Raw genomic sequence first — 18,368 nt, 5'->3', positions numbered from 1 at the left:
TCCAAAGTACTGATATTGTAGATTTTTTTCTGGTTTACTAAATAACGCGACCACGTAAGCGCTTGCTTATGGGGGCGTTTTTCATGAAGCAAGGACGTCTTCGGCGTCCCTCAATAATGTACGTTATTGGGGATGTCTGACCGCTAAGGAAATACCTTATCGATCGGCAGGGAAACAATAAAACCAAATGGCTTTTGTGAGCGTCGTCAATGACCGTTCAACGGTCGTTCCAACACTCACTAGGCGTCGCGGGGACTTGGCGTTCACCCGACCGGCGCGGCACATCCGCGCCTGACCGGGCGAACTACTTTATTTATCTCGTTTTGAGATTCGCCGGCAATCCGTTGCCTGCTTTCCCCGCCTGGGCCGAATATGGCCTTACACAAAAGGGCAATCAATAAAAAAGGAATTATTCATGCATAAAAAAAGCATACTGTCGCTCGCTATATCCGGGCTGCTCGCTTCCGCCTCGCCATTTGCGGCCAGCCAGTCGCATCAGCATGGCGCCGGCGCCTTCGATCCCAGCATCGCCAATGAGGGCCGCCTGATTCAAATGTTGAAGGCCGGCGGCAAAATCTCTGAAGGCGCTACGCTGGAAGAAGCCACCGCCAAATTGCAGGACTGGTTGAAAGACCGCAAAGCCCACGAACTGCAACGCGCCCGGATGCAGGCCACAACCTCCGCAACAGCGGCGGCGCTGGCTGAAGAACCTCGTCGCGTTAACGGCACCACTCTGCGGGACCAAAGATGGCGTGAGCTGGATAACCGCAAACTGTTCCCCGATAACCTGCAACTGGAAGAGTGGACCGAAGGCGCCCGTAAAGCCAAGGTGCTCGCCATTCTGATGGAATTCCCGGACTTCCCGCACAACTCCATCCAGCCTGGCGAAACCGACATGTACTACGAGGACTACAACCGGGAGCATTTCCAGGATCTGCTGTTCTCCGACTCGGGTTACGCCGGTCCTAACGGTGAAAACCTGATCTCCATGCAGCAATACTATATAGCGCAGTCCGGAGCCAGCTACTCTGTAGAAGGCAATGTGGCGGGCTGGTACATGGCGCAGAAACCTGCAGCGTTTTACGGCAACAACGTGGACGGCGACGCCCGCGCTCTGATTCGCGAAGCCCTTTTGGCCGCGGCGGCGGACCCCAATGTGGATCTGAGCGACTATGACATCGAAGACCGTTACGACCTGGACGGCGACGGCGACTACTGGGAGCCGGACGGTTTGGTCGACCACGTGATGGTGTTCCACTCTGCAGTCGGTGAAGAAGCCGGCGGTGGTCAGCTGGGCGAAGACGCGATCTGGGCGCACCGTTGGAACCTGGGCCAGATCTTCCCGATCGAAGGCACCACTTCCGACTCCGGCAACTGGGGCGGCATGATGGCGGCGTATGACTACACCATACAGCCAATCTCCGCGGCGGCAGGCGTGTGCGCGCACGAATACGGTCACGACCTGGGTCTGCCGGACGAGTACGACACTCAATACACAGGCAAAGGCGAACCGGTTTCTTACTGGTCGATCATGTCCAGCGGCTCTTGGGCCGGCAAGATTCCGGGCACCGAGCCGACCGGTTTCAGCGCCTACGCCAAAGAGAAACTGCAAGGCATCTGGGGCGGTAACTGGCAGCACGGCGCCACCCTGTCCATCGATGAACTGGATCGCAGAGGCGAAGTCTTGTTGTTGGATGAAGCGGTAAGCAAAGGAACCAACAACGATGTTATCCGCATCGACCTGCCGAAGAAAAAACGCGTCATCACCACGCCAGCCAGCGGTAAATACGCGTATTTCGGCGGTAAGGCCAACGACCTGCACACCAGCATGTCTTACGATCTGGACCTGACGTCAGCCACCTCCGCCAAACTGGCGTTCAAAACCTGGTACGACATCGAAGCGGACTGGGATTACGGCTACGTGATGGTGGAGAGCGCGTCCGGCAAAGTCAGCCTTCCAGCGACAATCACCACTGACACCAACCCCAATGGCAACAACCTGGGCAACGGCATCACTGGCGCGTCCGACGGTTGGGTGAACGCTGAATTCGATCTGTCTGCTTACGCAGGTCAGACCGTGAAAGTCAGCGTCGAATACTTCACTGACTCCGGCACGCTCAACCCAGGCCTGTATGTGGATGATATCGCTCTGTCCGTAGACGGCGCGGTAGTCGCAAGCGACAACGCCGACTCCTCGCCAGTGTTCACACTGGACGGCTTTGCGGCCGACGAAGGCTTCACCGTGTCTGATCGCTACTACCTGATGGAATGGCGTACGCACAACGGCGTTGACATTGGTCTGGAGCGCCTCAATGTGTCCGGTCAGCTGATGTCCTTCAACCAAGGCCTGGTAGTCTGGTTTGTGGATGATTCCTGGGATAACAACCACGTAGGCGTACATCCTGGCGAAGGCTTCCTGGGCGTCGTCGACGCTGACCAGCGAGTGGTTAAGTGGGAAGACGGCAGCGTCGCATCCACCAAGTTCCAGTTGCATGACGCGGCGTTTAACGTGATCGCCTCCGAGCGCCTGAAACTGGATCTGACGGATGTGGACTCCGTAGGCTCCACGCTGAAAGACCAAAACCGTCGCCCTTATCCGCGTTTCATCGATCGTCTCAACTACATGAGCGACGAGATTCCAGATGCGGGCCGCAACATTCCGGAATTCGGCCTTAACGTTCTGGTGCTGTCACAAAGCGCCGACGGCAAAGTAGGTAAAGTTCTGGTGAGAAACACTTCTTCCCGATAGTCACCCTTACGACTATTCGCTAAGCGCCCTGCGGGGCGCTTTTTTTATGTGTAGCGCTCGACGAGTTTCTATGAGTTTCCTGACATAGAACCGAGATAAACTGTTATTTGTCCGTCTGATATCTGATTGATATTCAATGCTTGATTCCCGCTTTCCTGGACCTTAAGATCGACGCTCAATCACCATCAACGAGTTGTAAGCATGACCTCATCTCAGGACATCGCCAAAGCCGCCCGCACATCCAGTCAGGATGTCGGCCGCATTAGCGTCCGGGATATTTTCATGTTTTGCTTCACTCCCCCGCCCCGTCGCCTTCAGGCTGGCGCGCCACCGCCGCCCGCCCTTCATTGAAATAAATTTCGCGCCTTCCATTTGAAGTCAGCGCAGCGCTGACGAGGTCGGCATGTCTTATTCCCTGCGACGGGCAATCCATTATGTCTATCAATCGAACAACGTTAGTGTCTTACTGCGCAACCGCGCTCTTCGTAATACTGTGGAGCAGCGGCGCTATCTTCTCCAAAATGGGGTTGGAGTCCGCCTCCGCTTTCGCCTTTCTTCTCCTCCGCTTCGCCATCGCTTTTGTTGTGGTGCTGGGTATTAGCTTAAGTCGAGGCCAGTGGCTGCCGACGCCCGGTACGCGATTTCGCGTGGCGGCGACCGGTTTACTCATGATCGGCGGCTATTCAATCTGCTACTTCAAAGCGCTGGAGCATGGCGTAACGCCTGGTGTACTCGCCACAGTACTGGGCGTGCAGCCCATTCTGACCTTGCTGGCCACAGAGTCCGCCTTTTCGCTGCGACGTCTCTCGGGACTTCTTCTGGCGTTATCGGGGTTGGTTCTGGTGGTGTATCACAGTATCGGCCTGGCGCAAATCTCCACGACAGGCGTTGTGTTCGCCCTGGCCGCGCTGGGCTCAATCACCACGGGAGCGATATTGCAAAAAGGCGTCAAGCAGGCGCCCGCGTCGGTGCTTCCTCTGCAATACGCGATGACCCTGGTCCTCTGTCTGGCGTTCTCGCCCTGGGAGCCCATCACGGTGGAATTCAGTCCGCGCTTCTTGCTGTCGCTGTTGTGGCTTGGCGTGGTGATCTCGGTGATCGCCACATTGCTGCTGTACAGTCTTATTCAGGCTGGCAATCTGGTGAATGTCACCAGTCTTTTTTATCTGGTCCCCGGCGTCACAGCCACCATGGATTACCTGTTCCTGGGCAACCAAATGTCTTTACTGAGTTTGCTTGGAATGGGCGCCATTCTGCTGGGACTGACGCTGATCTCCCGAACACGTCAAACGCAGCCTGAGGCGCTGAAGCCGATTGCGGCGGCGGAAAGGTGATCGTACCATCACCAAGGCGCGCCGGGTAAATTCACTCGCGACCAGATAGCGCCCCACCGGGCGCTTTTTCAAATAGCGAACATTGACGGGATCAGTTTCGCGTCGGGTCGTGATGTTTCAACAATTCATCCAACGTCAGCAGATAACTATCCACGAAGGTCGCCATAAAATAATCCACTTCAGGCATCCGCAGCGCACGAATACGCGCTTCCACATCCGCCTTGGCGTCGTCGAACTCTTTATTTCCAGCGGCCACTTCCATCTGACATTTGAGATAGGCGCTGATCAGGTCCGCAGCCTTGACGAATTTCACGCTGGCGGCGTCAAACTTGTCATGCAGCAACAGGGGCTCAAAGGGTTTGTGCAGCTCATCCGGCAACGTGGACAGCACTTCTTTCTCCGCCTCCCGTTCGATGGCGTGATACGCGTGCTTAATTGCATCAGAGTGATACTTGATGGGACTCGGCATGTCCCCGGTGATGATTTCCGAAACATCGTGATACAGCGCAGCGACCGCCAGGGCGTTGGGGTCGACATCGCCGTTGAACTTGCGATTACTGATCAGCCCCAGCACGTGGGCGATGGTGGCCACCTGCCAGCTGTGCTCCATGACGTTTTCCTCGACCACATTCCTTTTCAGCCCCCAACGTTTGATCCAGCGCAGGCGTTCAAGGTAGGCGAAGAATTTACTGGTCATAAGCGAGTCTCCTGAGACAAAGTCGGCGGCCGGTGATAAAAGAGAATTATAACCGTCCGCCGCTGCATACGCCCAGACGCCTTCAGGCCTCCGCCGCCGCGTCGTGATCGTGACGCAGCTCTTTTCTGGCGTGGCGCAATACTTGAAACGCAGCGCTTAACGCCAGACAGGCCATAATGCCAGCGACAATCAAATCCGGCCAGGCGGTTCCAGACCCGAACACGCCCAGGGCCGCCAACATAACAGCGATATTGCTCAACGCGTCGTTACGGGTGCATAGCCAAACGCTGCGCATATTGCTGTCGCCCTCACGATAGGCGTATAACATGGCAGCGACGCCCAGGTTGGCGACCAGGGCCAACGCGCCGATGACGCCCATGGTGGCGGCTTCTGGAATAGTTCCCGCCATGGCGTTCCAGGCCGTGGTGGCCAAAACCCACACGCCGAAAGCGCCCATGGAAAACGCCTTCAACAGCGAGGCTTTGGCTCTTACCGCCAATCCCATGCCCAACACCCACAGACTGATGCCGTAATTGGCCGCATCTCCAAGAAAGTCCAGCGAGTCCGCCAGCAGCGACACCGATCCAGCCTGCAGGCCGGACAGCAGTTCCACCGCAAACATGACTCCGTTGATCAACAGAGCCCAAAACAGAATTTTACGATAACGCCCATCAACTTTCGGCTTTTCTTCGTGCTCGTTATGGCAGCAATGCACACCCATTCGTCGTTCTCCTTGCATTCGAATACGCTCAGGTTAAAGTCTGGAGCGGCTACAGGGTCAAGCCCCCATTGCAAGAAAATAAAATAAGCACGCCAGCGCGTTTAAGAGTTTGGTGCGTCGCCATGGCAGGGACACTCGCCCTCCGCCGGATCATGGCTCAAACCGGTCAGAATGCCGCACTCGGCGGCGCGATTGTGGATGCGACACTGGTCACGCAGGGACTGCAACTGTTCCCTCAGCTTCTCCAGGTCGGAGATTTTCTGTTCCAGAGCTAACAGGTGGGTATCCACCAAATCGTTGACTTCGCCGCAGTCCAGAGATGGATTGTCGCGAAAATACAGCAGAGATTTGATTTCGTTGAGGGACATATCCAAAGAGCGGCAATGGCGAATGAAATTTAAGCGCTCCAAATGACTGCGGCCGTACTCGCGATAACCAGAGGCGCTGCGCGGCGGCGCCGGCAGCAGGCCTATTTTTTCGTAGTAACGGACGGTTTCCGCATCGCAGTTTGTCGCTTTCGCCAACACGCTGATTCGCATTATTTCCTCTTGTTCACTAGCACCGCTGATAAAGGCGGAAAGCGACGCTATCGGGTGACCATATAAATGCGCGTTTTGCCGCCTTCCGTCTTCTGATAATACAGTTCAGAACCGTCGCCGGAAATGGATGGCGCTTCCGCCATCACATCTTCCCCAACTCCCATGACTTCCACCGGAGAGTCAAACGGCTGACTGGTGGAGCCGCGCACCGCCCGCATGATCAAGGCGCGATCACGGTTGTTGGCGCGGTCCGCCAACAGGATACGGGTAAAGAACAGTTCCAGTCCATCCGACGAAATCGCAGGACTGTACTCGATATCGCGGGAGTTAACGTTCTCCATCACCCGCTCCACCTCGCTCTGATCGTAATAGTAAGTGGCGCCGCCACGATGGGTGGCGAAGTGGATATTCGCCCGCAGCAGTTGGCCGCTCATGAAGCCGCCGGCGCCCCAGGCCGCCTCAGTGAAATACAGCACGCGGCTGTCCGGGCTGACTTCCGGCCCCATGTTGCCCTGGAATTTGCGGGCGAACGCATTCGCCTTGCGAGGCGGCAAACCGTCGATAGCGCGCACGGAAGAAAGCTTACCGCCGGAGAAGCGACCGCTGCGCACCATGGAGTCCACGCCCGTGTCGGAGAACACCAGATTGTTGTCCACGTCGATAGCGGGCGCGCCCTGAACATATTTCTCATCTTCGCCGCCCAGACTGATCTGGCCGCGGTAGGTCCAGCCGCCGTTAGCGCCACGTTCGGCGTAATGCAGCAGACGGTGGTTGTTCTCAGCGCCGCCGTTGAAGAAAAGCGTTTTACCATTGCGGGAAATGTAGGGCTCTTCCTGGTTCATGGGCGAACCATCAGGCCCGTTGGGGAGACCGGAAATCGTCACCTGCACAGGATTTCCGAAATCAGCCGCTTGGGAAAACCCAGCAGCGGAGGCCAGCGTCAATAAACAGGCGGTCAAAACTTTATATCGCATATGCATTCTCTGTATGGTCTTTCGTTTTTCTACTCCCTACAGTGAACATCCCTGATATTTGTTCTAGTTTTTCCCACAGCTTTCCCCATTCTGCCGGGCCTTGAGGGCAAATAAACCAACCTCCGTCACAAAAGAAACGAAAACCAGTTCACGTAATGCGCCGCCCCATATCGGCGGGCGTCCAGGGAGGGAGCCAGTAAGGCCACCAGTTATGCAAAAATTACGCCCCGATTACTGCTTTAAATACAGCACGTAATAGCGCAATTTTCAAGTTATCTGGCGCCACAGAACGTAAAGAAATGCACTAAATTGGTGTTTTGGTGGAATGATATAGCGCCATTTTGGTGCTCATTAATTTTCAGGCGAAGGCGCGCCTCTTTTTAGGGCTGGCGTTAGGAGGCAGAACTGGCGGCTTGCGCGACCACTTCATCGCGGGGATTCTTCGGATAATATTTTTCCGGCAGCCGCTCAATATGAGAAAAGAATTTGGTGTCTTTGTAAGGCATCTTCATGAAACCTGATACACCCAACCCTTTGATCAGCGGAATGGCGGCGATGATAGCATCCAGACAATAGCGGAACTCCTGCTCCCTGGACGGGTCCAGCAGGCGGTAATAACTGTGGATCTTCAAGTGCGTGGGCAAGCTCTCAAATATGATAAGCCCCGTGTGATGTATATTATTAAGAAGCTCCAGTATCTCCATGATTTCTATAGGAAGAACCAGAAACTCTTCTGGATCGGGGCCGTCTTCAAAATAAGAATGCACCCGGCTCTGATCCTCCAGATCCGGCGTCGCGCTGACCTCATAACCCAGACTTAACCCCGACTCAGGAAGAAAGGGCTTATCCGGCCCATCGCGATCTACGTGCAGGGTATCGCGAGCATTAAACAGACAGCTTTTGAACACCCCCTGGCGATGAATCGCCCGCGCCAGATTCACCATATTGTTCACCGCAGTGACGAACGCTGGCTTTAAATCCGGGTCGCGCAGATTGAGGCTGGTGTCGATGTACACCCCTTCCTTCTCCCAACGCACCGCCAGCCCGCCCACCACGGGATAGCGCCCAAGACGACTGACGGCGGCGATGAACGCCTTTTCAATCTCCCCCATGCCCTGCATGAAGTTCTTATAGTAACGATCCAATTGCACATCGTTGATTTCTTTCAGCTCTTCCTTGACGCCTTCTTCCCGCAGGAACGATTTGCGCGAGCTGTACACCACCGTATCGATGCCCCGTTTCTGCGGCCGTACCCAGACCGGGGCCAGCGGCGTTTCCTGTACTGGCGGCAGATCCAGCATGACCAGTCGCGCCATGCGCGGCATATGGCGCAGGAAATAGTCGCCCGCCTTGGCGCGTACGGAAGGATCGTCGTCCATCATGGCGTCCAGCATGCGCGCGAACTCCGCCGGCAGCCCCAGAGAAACGGCGGGCAAGGCGCGGTGACCAAAGCGGCAGGACTGCCCGGAAGCAAGGGCGTACAGGGTTCCTGCAACGCCCTGCTCGTCGAATCGGGGCGACGACAAGCCTCCGTTGAGCTGCTCATCGCCAATGAAGTAGACATCGCCCAGACGCGCATTGGTTTGCTGCAGGTCGCTGGACATCAGCTCCATAACATTGGCGGATACGTATTGATTGTTTTCGTCCAGTTGCGCGAACACGGCGGAGCCCCAATCGATCAGCGCCACCTGTTCGGTACTGGGGTCGTACACCAGATTGGAAGGCTTGATGTCGCCATGTACGAGAGGACGTCCGGCAGGCCCTTTATCTGAGCGAAGATTTCTTAATATATCAGCAAGTTGTGCGGCAATCTTAACAACAAGTCTAGGTGGCAGACGTCCCACTTTGAGCGAGTATTGTTCAAGATCCACCCCCGGCGCCCGCTCCATCACCAAGATGGATTGGCGGCGAATGCGCTGGAACGCAATCAGGCTTGGGACTCTGGGATGCTCCACCAGACCCAGCATAAACGCCTCTTCTTCCAGGCGGTCCTGTAAGTGCTGGGGTAAGGTGATGCGGGAGAATTTGAAGACGTACTGTTCGCCACCGGCGGTGACGCCGGCGAACACAAAACCGTAGGCGCCCTTGCCCACCATTTCAATATCCCGGTAACCAAGCTGCTCAAGCTGGGCCTGACACAAGGCGACCCAGTCCTTGAGCTTCTTGGCGTCATTATGGCTGAGCAGATAGATCGACTGCTCTTCCGGAATATAGAACTGTTGTAACTTAGGCGCGCCAGTCATTCACTCTCGCAGGGTTATCAGCTCAGATGCAGCAACATCGAGGTCGGGTCCTGCAGGTAAGATTTCCACATATTGCTGAAGCGGGCAATGGTCCCGCCGTCAATAATGCGATGATCGCCGGACCAGCTGATATTCATGATCGAGCGCGCCACCACCGAGCCTTCGCTGTCGAACCTGGGCACTGTCTGAGTTTTGCCCAGCGCCACAATCGCCACTTCCGGCATGTTGATGATCGGCGACGCATACGTGCCGCCCAACGCCCCAATATTGGAAATACTGATGGTGCCGCCCTTGAGGTCATCCTGACGGACCGAGCCGTCACGAGCCGCATTGGTCAGCCGCTCCACCTCCCGCGCGATGTCGAGAATGCTGCGACTTTCCACATGCTTGACGTTGGGCACCAGCAAACCGACTTTGGAGTCCACCGCCATGCCGATGTTGCAATGGGGCAGATAGTGAATCTCCGTGCAATCGTCATTGACCCGGCTGTTCATGATGGGATGCTGCATCACCGCCATCGCCATGGCTTTCATAATGAAAGGCATCAGCGTCAGGCGTACGCCGGCTTTCTCCGCTTCCGGCTTTAGCTGCTCACGCAGGGCCAGCAATGCGGTGACGTCGACTTCATCGCCAAAAGTGAACTGAGGAATGGTCGTAGCGGCTTCCACCATGCGTTTGGCCATGACCGCGCGCACACCGCGAATCGGCTCCACGCGCACTTCGCCGACTCTGGCGGGCGTTTCTGGTGCTTTGCTTTGCGCTGGCGCGGCGTCTGCCTGCAAGGATTTCTGATACTTATGAATGTCTTCTTTAAGCACCCGTCCATGTTTGCCGGAGCCTGGCACGCGATTCAGATCCAGAGACAACTCTCTGGCCAGGCGACGCACCGCCGGGCTGGCGGGAACTTTGACACGACCTGAAGCTTGCGCCGGTTTCTGCGCAGAAGACGCCAGACAGGCTGCCTTGGGGGCGTTGTCGCCGTTGACTTTGGCCGGCGTCGCAACGGGAGCTGAGCCATCCGCTGCAAAAGAGAAAAGCGGCGTATGCACTTTCGCGATGTCGCCCTTACCGTAGTGCAGCTTTACGATGCGACCTGCGCGAGGCGCTGGAATCTCCACCACCGCCTTGTCAGTCATCACATCGACGACAGGCTGGTCTTCTTCCACATGATCGCCTTCCGCCACCCGCCATTCCACGATCTCGCACTCGACAATGCCTTCGCCGATATCCGGCAGGATGAAATCATCCCCGTTTTTTCCGGCAGGCTGAGGCGCCGGCGCGGGTTTGCTCTCCGGGGCTGGCTTGCTGTCCGCTTGTTTGTCCGCCACCACGGTAACGGATTCTTCGTTAGCCGCTTTAGAAGCGCCCGTCATGTCCACCGCAAACAGAGGGGAATGCACCTTGGCGGTGTCGCCCTCACGATAATACAGCTTGGCGACGCGGCCGCTATTAGGCGCGGGAATTTCCACCAACGCCTTGTCGGTCATCACTTCCGCCACAGGCTGGTCCTCCTGTACGAAGTCCCCTTCCTGCACCAGCCATTTGACCAGTTCACACTCAACAATGCCCTCACCAATGTCGGGCAAAATAAAATCAGTCACCATCTTCGCCCTCCTAGAAGTTCACACTCTGTTTAATCGCTTCGTAGATCTTCAGATGATCCGGTAGATACTCTTTCTCCAGCACCAGCGGGAAAGGCGTGTCCAAACCGGTCACCCTGGCGATGGGCGATTCCAGATAGAGAAAGCAGCGCTCCTGGATCGTGGCGGCGATTTCGCCGGCGAACCCGCCGGTCAAAGGCGCTTCGTGTGAGATGACCAGACGTCCGGTTTTCAACACCGAGTTGACAACGGTGTCCATGTCCCAGGGCAGAATGGTTCTTAAATCGATCACTTCGCAGGAAATGCCGTCTTTTTCCGCCATTTCCGCCGCTTTTTCGATGTATTCCATCTGCGCGCCCCAGGCCAGCAGAGTGATGTCGGTACCTTCCTTCAGCACTTCCGCCTTGCCAAGGGGCAATTCGTAATCTTCCTCTGGCACTTCACCCACAGAGGCGCGATAGATCCGTTTGGGCTCAAAAAACACGACTGGGTTAGCGTCGCGAATGGAGCTTAACAGCAGCCCTTTCGCCTGATAGGGATTGCGCGGAACCACAATTTTCAGGCCCGGCGTATGCGCGAAATAGGCTTCCGGCGACTGCGAGTGGTAATGTCCGCCTGAGATGCCGCCGCCGTAGGGCGTACGGATGGTCAGACCGCCAACATCGAACAGGTTCCCTGAGCGATAACGGTATTTGGCGGATTCATTCACGATCTGGTCGAAAGCGGGAAAGATGTAATCCGCAAACTGAATTTCCGCCACCGCCACATGGCCTTGAGCCGCTAATCCGTTGGCGAAGCCAATAATGCCCTGCTCCACCAAAGGCGTATTAAAACAGCGGGCGCGGCCGTACTTTTCTTGAAGATGGCTGGTAGCGCGAAAAACGCCGCCGAAAACGCCAACATCTTCGCCGAAACAGATTACTTTTTCATTTTCCGCCATCGCTATATCGAGGGCGTTGTTGATCGCCTGTAACAGGTTCATCTTAGCCATGCGTCATTCTCCCCGCGCTCTTGGGATACGCATCCGGGTACTTGCGGACATGCATCTTGAGTTTTTCTAATTGTTCATGCAGTTGCGGGGTCACTTCGTCGTACACGTCCGTCACCAGCGACTCCACCGGCGGCGGCGGCCGTTTCTCAGCGTTCTTCATTGCGTCCAGCACTTCCTGGCGCATGCTGTCCTGAAGCTGCTTTTCTTCGTCCTCGGACCACCACTTTTTCTTGATCATCCAGTTGCGCATGCGCGCAATGGGGTCTTTGGCGCGCCAAACGTCTTCTTCTTTCTTGCTGCGGTAGCCGGATGGGTCGTCGGAGGAGGAGTGGGCGGCCAGACGGTAGGTCATGGCTTCGATCAAAACAGGTTCGTTTTCTTCCACTGCAATTTTGCGCGCGGCCTGGGTCGCCAGATACACCGCCAGGATATCGTTGCCGTCTACGCGGATGGCGCGCATGCTGTAACCTAACGCCCGCGGCGCAATGCCGTCTGCGGCGAACTGTTCGCTGGAAGGAGTGGAGATCGCGTAGCCGTTGTTACGGCATAGAAAAATAACCGGCACTTTATGCACGGAGGCCATGTTCAGCGCGGCGTGAAAGTCCCCTTCCGAGGCGGCGCCTTCGCCGAATACGGTTACGGTGCAAAGCCCCTTGCCTTCCAGTTTCTGACCGTAGGCGTAACCGGCGGCCTGAGGAATCTGGGTGGCCAGAGGCGAGGAAATCGTCATGTAATTGAGTTTGGCGGAGCCGTAGTGAATCGGCATTTGCCGGCCCTTGCCATAATCCAGCTCGTTGCCGAACAGCTGGTTCATGAACTCATCCACCGAGAATCCGCGATAGGCCAAAGCGCCCTGCTCCCGGTATTGAGCCATGATCATGTCCCGATCATCCAACGCCGCAGCGAAGCCGACAACAGTGCCTTCTTCACCGGTGGACTGCAGGTAAAAACTGAGACGCCCCTGACGCTGGGCGGCCAGCATGCGTTCATCCAGCACGCGGGTGAACACCATGGTGCGGTAGATCTTCAGGGCTTCTTCCTGATCCATCTCCGGCAGCTTAGCCCCTTTATAGGTCGCGCCATCCTGTTTCAGAACCTGAAAGATGGGAAACTTAAATTCATTTCCCTGAATGAATTCAGGTTTATGAATAACTTCTATTGTTTTTGTTGTTTGACTCATAGGGTCCTCTTCCTGGATACGTTCGGAGGCAAGGCGGGCCCCTTTTGAAGGCTCCGCTCCACTTTCTACTGTAGACGGTAATCCACCCTGAGGATAATAGACTTTAGTGACGTTGACGTAAACGTCAGCATTGAAAAAAAATGCGCGACGCATTCCTCAGTCATCGTCAAAAAAATCAGTAAAATCATTGGTTTTCCCGGGCCGCCAAGACCCGGGACGCGGTCAGGAGGCTTTGGCGTCGTAGGTTTTACCCCGCCGCAGGGCCCGTGGAACTGGCAGTTTCATGCCGTTTTTTACAGACACCATGAGCACGGACAGGAAGATCACTCCGCTGCCCAGAATCGTGTACATATCTGGCGTTTCATCGAAGAACGCCCAGCCGATCAGGTAGGCCAACGGTAAAGAGAGATAACTGATATGGGCGGCGATGGCGGCGCTGCCGATACGCAGGCCGACTATCCAGAAGTAACTGTACACCGAGCCCAGCACGGCGATCAGGCCGATAAAGGAAAAGTCTTTCAGCGATACCGGCGACCAGTCCGCCACCGCCATGGGGCCCGACATCAGAATCGTCAGAATCGCCAGCCAGAACATCAGGCTGATGGGGCTTTCCTCAGAGCCGTATTTCTTCGTGCCGATATGCAACAGGGCGAAGCCCAGGGCGCCGGCGAACGGATAAATGATTTCCAGAGGCGTGAAGTCGCCGCTGGGGCGGGCGATCAGCAAAACGCCGATAAAGCCGACGAGGGTCGCCAGCCAATGCCCCGGCGCGACTTTCTCTTTTAGCCAAAGCGCAGAAATCGGCACGATAAACAGAGGCTCAGCGAAGAAGATCGTCACCACCACCGCCAGCGGCAGGTTAGCGAGAGAGTAAAACAGCAGAAAGGAGGCGACGCAGTTGAGCACGCCACGCATCAAATGCGCCTTTGGCGACTTCCAGACGAAGATGCCCGCGCCTTCTTTTACCGCCATGGGTATCAAAAGCAGCGCGGCGAAGCACCACCTTAGAAACAGCAGCTGCCATGTATCGACTTCTTCCCCCACCTGTTTAACGAACGCATCCATCCCTGTGCCTGCGACGACAGCGATAAAAACAAACGTCATGGCTTTGCTATTTTGTGTGTTTTCCATTTTGGTATCCCTTTTTTATTCACGGTTGACCGCTCGGCGTTCACCCCCTTGTAAACGCCTGAAACCGCATCGCGTCACGCCTGGGTCAGAGACACAGGCTCGCCGCCCTGGCGTCCGCCTCCGCCCGGGCCTTGTTGACCCGCCCGGAAAAGGCCGGCCTCAGCCAGCGGTTTAACTCCTGATGCACGCGCGGCTCGAACAGCCCCCTTTCGCTCATCCACTCATCATTGAAAATTGTCGGCAGATATTTTTCCCCTCCGTCACAGACAATGCAGACCATGGTCCCGCTTCCGCTCAGGTTTTGAGCGATTTTGACGCTCTGATACACGGCGCCTCCCGCCGAACCGCCAATCAATAACCCGCGCTGACGCGCCAGGTAGCGACAGGTTTCAAACGCCTCCGCGTCCGTCACCTGATAGCCGTAATCCACCAGTTCCCGGCGAAACGCCGCGCCAATGGAATCCCCCGGCGGCACGCCAGTGCCGGATTGGTAATAAGGTCCGCCTTCCTTGCGAAACACGACTGACCCCACCGGCTCCACGCCGAAAATGCGTATATCGGAACGATACGTCTTCAACGCTGAGGCCACGCCGGTAATGGAGCCGCCAGTGCCGACGCAAGCCACAAGCGCATCGATGACGCCGCCTGTGTCGCGAATCAGTTCATGAGCCAGAGTGCTGGAATAGCCGCCTGGATTGGCCTGATTATTGGATTGGTCCATAAAACAGGCGCCCTCGATTTCGCTGGCCAGACGCGCCGCCGTCAGCTCTCTTTCCACCGTCGCCACTTCGTCATCGGCGTAATCGCCTTTGACAATATGGACTTCTCCTCCATAGGCCTTCACCGCCATGACTTTCTCAGCGGCGGCGTGATGATCCATCACAGCAATAAAGCGAAAGCCCATTTCCGCGGCCAGCAGGGCCAGTCCCGTCGCGGTATTGCCGGAAGACGACTCCACGATGACGCCGCCCGGCTGCAAACGGCCTTCACGCACCGCCGCTTCAATCATGCTGCGGGCCATGCGGTCCTTCATGCTCATGCCGGGGTTGAACTTCTCCAGCTTCAGCAGCAGTTTCCAGGAGCAATCCTGTAAAGGCAGCTCCAGTAGAGGGGTTTCGCCGATTAATTCCGACACCTTTGTTTTAATCATGTTCATTCCTTATTCGTTATATATCAGTGCTTTCCAGTCCTGATTGCGAAACTGCTCAGAACGACTCATCCAATCGCCATGACCAATCGCCATGCCCTCCTTCATGGGCGTCGGTTGCGACTACTGCAAGTTTTTGCGGTGTCGGCGCACGGTGAAAACGGGTCTCCATGAGGTCCATCTGATAACCGGCGGTGTTTACAAAGGCCAGACAGTCTCCCGGTTGCGGCAAATTCTTGAAAGGAATCCACCTCTTCGTCAGCACGTCCGACTCCAGGCAGCTACCGCCTGCGATATAGGCGACGCCAGCATCGCCCTGGCCTGCGCCAATCACGATCGGGTCTACCAGAAACTCTGATTGGAACCAGGTTTCACAGGCGCTGAAGCTGAAACCGTCGACAACGATGACATGCTTGCCCGCCTCCAGGCGCTTGACGCCTTTAACGCGAAACAGGGTCGCTCCGGCCTGATCCGCCAAGCCTCGTCCCGGTTCCACATATAGCGCCACGCTCTCTTGACGCAGACGCTCACGATTACCGCAGGCCATCACAATATCCTCCAGCGCCTCCTCTTTGACGCGAGGGGACCAATAGGGATAAAAGTTGTCTGGGGACCGGCCATCCATATAGTAATGAGGCCCGTTGTACCCCTGGAACGCTTCCCAGGCGCCCCGGGAGATGTAGCGGGTCGGAAAGCCGCCGCCTATGTTGACGCCATGGGCGCTAAAGCCCAGCTCACGGAAGTAGCGGATCATTTCAATGGACACCGCCAGCGCCTCCGCCCGTTGACGGATGGAATAGCCACCCAGGTGAAAGGCGACGCCTTCCAGCTCCAGTCGATGCCGAAACGGCTTCAGCGTGTGCGCCAGGGTTCTGAGCGCCTCGCTGTTCATACCAAATCGACTGGCGCCGTCATCGCCGTTCCAACGCAGCTTGATACGGGTTTTATCGCCCTGGCGAGACGCCAACAGTAACTCCTGCAGCCCCTCGAACTCTTCCGCGGAGTCAATGGCGACAATCGCCCCCGCCTTCATTCCCAGTTCAACAAAGTCAGGGCTTTTGAAGGCTCCGGATAGCGAGCACTTATCGCCCGCCACGCCTGCCGCCAGCGCATCCTGCAGCTCAAACAGGCTGGAGACGTCCGCTCCGGCGCCATTGATCGCGACGGCCTTAAGAAAGCTGTGGCAGCGATTGACTTTCATCGCATACAGCACGTCGCCGCGAATATCGGCGTTGGCGTAAACCCGCCGAAAACGGTAGAGATTTTCTTCAAATATCTGTGGAAACATCAGATGCGCGGGCGAGCCGTGCGCATCCATCAGCGCGTTCAAACGAACAGGATCGGAGTTCAGCACATGTTGCGTCAGGGGATGAATCAACGGCGTCAGATATGGCGCAGCCTCTCCCCTCACGCCGTCCCGCCGGCATGATTTAATAGTCACCATTACTTCCCGGCTCCCCTGGTTAACGCACCAACGCCATAGAACGTTGCGGCCAACCCGAGGGGAAGTAACGCGTGATATTGTCTTCAAAGCCCCCGCAGTATTCATAAGCCCAATCACGAATTTCAGCGAGCATGGGGGTATGGACGTTCAACCTTCTGGCGGCCTCTAAGAAGAAGTCCATGCCGTAAGGCACATCTTCGGTGAAGATGCGGTGACGACGATTGACTTCAAAGCCGCCTTCACAGGTCAGCATGGGAATCTTGATGCCCGCGTACGCGGGGTTGGTGCGAAAGGTGGAGTACAGCGTGCGCGGATTGGTGATCTGCCTGCCGTATATTTTTACAATGTCTTCATGCAACGGCAGCGCAAACGGGAAATCGGAACGATAGACCTCTTTCAACGCCGCCAGAATGGCCTGCTGTTCTTCGTCGCATTTCTTGATCAGATAAGCGGCTAACTCGGTGAGATCTTCATAAAAACTCAGTCGCTCCGCGAAGGGCCTGCCATCCCACTGTGAATAAGGACCCACCAGGGAATACAGGATCGGCAAGTGCTCGATCGGATTGCCCGCGCAGGCGCTCAGTTCAATGTAGTGCTCCGCACGACTGGCCGGCTGGTAGAACAGCTTTTCCAGGGCCTTCCTGGCCAATTCCACCTTGATATGGGTCGGATTGGAAATAGCGTAAAACAGCTCCTTCTTGAACCCGAGAATGCTCACGCTCTGCCCGGGCACAAGGTGGGACGCCATCACCGGCGTATCCTTGATGCCCCAGGCATAGACATTGGAGCGTCGGCCGATGTGATAATCCACCATCCAGTCGAAAGCGCCCCAACCGGGTATCGCGCACAGCTGCACGACCTTGTCTTCTGAAATCAGGTTGGCGATTTGCGCCAGAACGCGGGGGCGATCGTTAGCGGGATTGGTGATAAAAATCATATCCGCCTGGGGTATGACTTCAGCAGGATTGTCAGTCACCCGCACCGGCTTGGCGTGCAGATCCTCTCCATAGGGGGTGGATACGACAATCTGGCCATTGGCGCCCAGTCTTTCGTTTATCTCCTGGGCTTTCCGGGTCAGCATCGAAACTTCCTGCCCTCGTGAGGCGAAGATACCCAGAAGTGCGTGGGCTTGTTGGCCCCCGCCAATGATTACGATATTCATATTGCGAACTTCCTTTCCATTACTTCTTGACTTGGAACACTGGTTTGTCAGGTCAAACGCGTTACCTTACGCTTGGCGTTGCTGCGTTATATCGCTCTGAGCCGGGTCCTGCAATTGCCTGCAACATCCGGGTTTGCGGCGGGCTTTCCATGTGCGCCCCTGGCCTGGGCGCCGTACGCTGGAAAATCGTTGGATGAATTCGGGATTGGACGCCCGTTGTATCACAAGCCTCCAAACCTCCATCCACGTAACCAGCGACGAATTGAGCGGTGCGTGGACGGAAAAGTTGAAATACCAAGCCGATCAGGAGGAGCCCCTCCATAAACGGCATGACGACACACCTATCCGGCCGACGGTCCGCCTCTCACTGCGCTAATTAAACCGGCGCATTCCGAGAACAAAACCTGTCGCCGCGAACAGTGACAACCTTGTCAGTACTATGCAAAAAGCAACGT

The 18,368-nt window shown here is 56.3% G+C and carries 15 protein-coding genes; 3 read left to right on the top strand and 12 right to left on the bottom strand.

The genetic code is table 11. The features are described 5' to 3' along the window. Nucleotides 1-415 precede the first annotated feature (415 nt). From EUZ85_RS16460 to EUZ85_RS16455, 3 genes are all read left to right on the top strand, one after another. Nucleotides 416-2,749 carry an immune inhibitor A domain-containing protein gene (locus EUZ85_RS16460; RefSeq protein WP_127970312.1) on the top strand — a complete coding sequence of 778 codons (2,334 nt, stop codon included), beginning with the start codon at nucleotides 416-418 and terminating at the stop codon, nucleotides 2,747-2,749. Nucleotides 2,750-2,950: 201 nt separating this feature from the next. Beyond that, nucleotides 2,951-3,100 (top strand): hypothetical protein, encoded by a 150-nt coding sequence (locus EUZ85_RS31160; protein ID WP_164887269.1) that lies wholly within the window; start codon nucleotides 2,951-2,953, stop codon nucleotides 3,098-3,100. 83 nt (nucleotides 3,101-3,183) lie between these two features. Beyond that, entirely contained in the window at nucleotides 3,184-4,083 is a 900-nt protein-coding gene (locus EUZ85_RS16455; RefSeq protein WP_127970311.1) for a DMT family transporter, read from the top strand. A gap of 91 nt (nucleotides 4,084-4,174) precedes the next feature. Here the strand turns inward: EUZ85_RS16455 and yfbR are convergent, their stop codons facing one another. From yfbR to EUZ85_RS16395, 12 genes are all read right to left on the bottom strand, one after another. Next, nucleotides 4,175-4,780 (bottom strand): 5'-deoxynucleotidase, encoded by a 606-nt coding sequence (gene yfbR / locus EUZ85_RS16450; protein WP_127970310.1) that lies wholly within the window; start codon nucleotides 4,778-4,780, stop codon nucleotides 4,175-4,177. 82 nt (nucleotides 4,781-4,862) lie between these two features. After that, nucleotides 4,863-5,501 (bottom strand): cation transporter, encoded by a 639-nt coding sequence (locus EUZ85_RS16445; RefSeq protein WP_127970309.1) that lies wholly within the window; start codon nucleotides 5,499-5,501, stop codon nucleotides 4,863-4,865. A gap of 101 nt (nucleotides 5,502-5,602) precedes the next feature. Next, complete coding sequence (gene cadR / locus EUZ85_RS16440) at nucleotides 5,603-6,040, bottom strand: Cd(II)/Pb(II)-responsive transcriptional regulator (protein ID WP_127970308.1); 438 nt, start codon at nucleotides 6,038-6,040, stop codon at nucleotides 5,603-5,605. Nucleotides 6,041-6,087: 47 nt separating this feature from the next. Continuing rightward, a complete protein-coding gene (locus EUZ85_RS16435) occupies nucleotides 6,088-7,014 on the bottom strand; it encodes a PD40 domain-containing protein (protein ID WP_164887268.1) in 927 nt (308 codons plus the stop codon). Nucleotides 7,015-7,406: 392 nt separating this feature from the next. Next, nucleotides 7,407-9,257: a protein kinase gene (locus EUZ85_RS16430; RefSeq protein ID WP_127970306.1), complete on the bottom strand. Its 1,851-nt coding sequence runs from the start codon at nucleotides 9,255-9,257 to the stop codon at nucleotides 7,407-7,409. 17 nt (nucleotides 9,258-9,274) lie between these two features. Then, nucleotides 9,275-10,861, bottom strand: coding sequence for a dihydrolipoyllysine-residue acetyltransferase (locus EUZ85_RS16425; protein ID WP_127970305.1), 1,587 nt, complete (start codon nucleotides 10,859-10,861; stop codon nucleotides 9,275-9,277). A 10-nt stretch (nucleotides 10,862-10,871) separates the two neighbouring features. Beyond that, the gene (locus EUZ85_RS16420) at nucleotides 10,872-11,849 is read right to left on the bottom strand and encodes an alpha-ketoacid dehydrogenase subunit beta (protein ID WP_127970304.1); all 978 of its coding nucleotides are present in this window, start codon (nucleotides 11,847-11,849) and stop codon (nucleotides 10,872-10,874) included. Next, entirely contained in the window at nucleotides 11,842-13,029 is a 1,188-nt protein-coding gene (locus EUZ85_RS16415) for a thiamine pyrophosphate-dependent dehydrogenase E1 component subunit alpha (protein WP_127970303.1), read from the bottom strand. Before EUZ85_RS16415 ends, EUZ85_RS16420 begins: the two co-directional genes overlap by 8 nt. Before the next feature lie 222 nt (nucleotides 13,030-13,251). Beyond that, nucleotides 13,252-14,160, bottom strand: a complete 909-nt coding sequence (locus tag EUZ85_RS16410) for a DMT family transporter (protein WP_127970302.1) — start codon at nucleotides 14,158-14,160, stop codon at nucleotides 13,252-13,254. Nucleotides 14,161-14,245: 85 nt separating this feature from the next. Further along, a complete protein-coding gene (locus tag EUZ85_RS16405) occupies nucleotides 14,246-15,310 on the bottom strand; it encodes a PLP-dependent cysteine synthase family protein (protein WP_129498744.1) in 1,065 nt (354 codons plus the stop codon). 55 nt (nucleotides 15,311-15,365) lie between these two features. Beyond that, the gene (locus EUZ85_RS16400) at nucleotides 15,366-16,751 is read right to left on the bottom strand and encodes a Y4yA family PLP-dependent enzyme (RefSeq protein ID WP_164887267.1); all 1,386 of its coding nucleotides are present in this window, start codon (nucleotides 16,749-16,751) and stop codon (nucleotides 15,366-15,368) included. A 19-nt stretch (nucleotides 16,752-16,770) separates the two neighbouring features. Continuing rightward, on the bottom strand, nucleotides 16,771-17,913 hold the full coding sequence (locus EUZ85_RS16395; protein WP_127970299.1) for an NAD/NADP octopine/nopaline dehydrogenase family protein: 1,143 nt from the start codon (nucleotides 17,911-17,913) through the stop codon (nucleotides 16,771-16,773). Nucleotides 17,914-18,368: the final 455 nt, after the last annotated feature.

Source organism: Hahella sp. KA22 (genome assembly GCF_004135205.1).
Classification (GTDB): Bacteria; Pseudomonadota; Gammaproteobacteria; order Pseudomonadales; family Oleiphilaceae; genus Hahella.
This window is presented reverse-complemented; position numbering and strand designations above follow the sequence as displayed.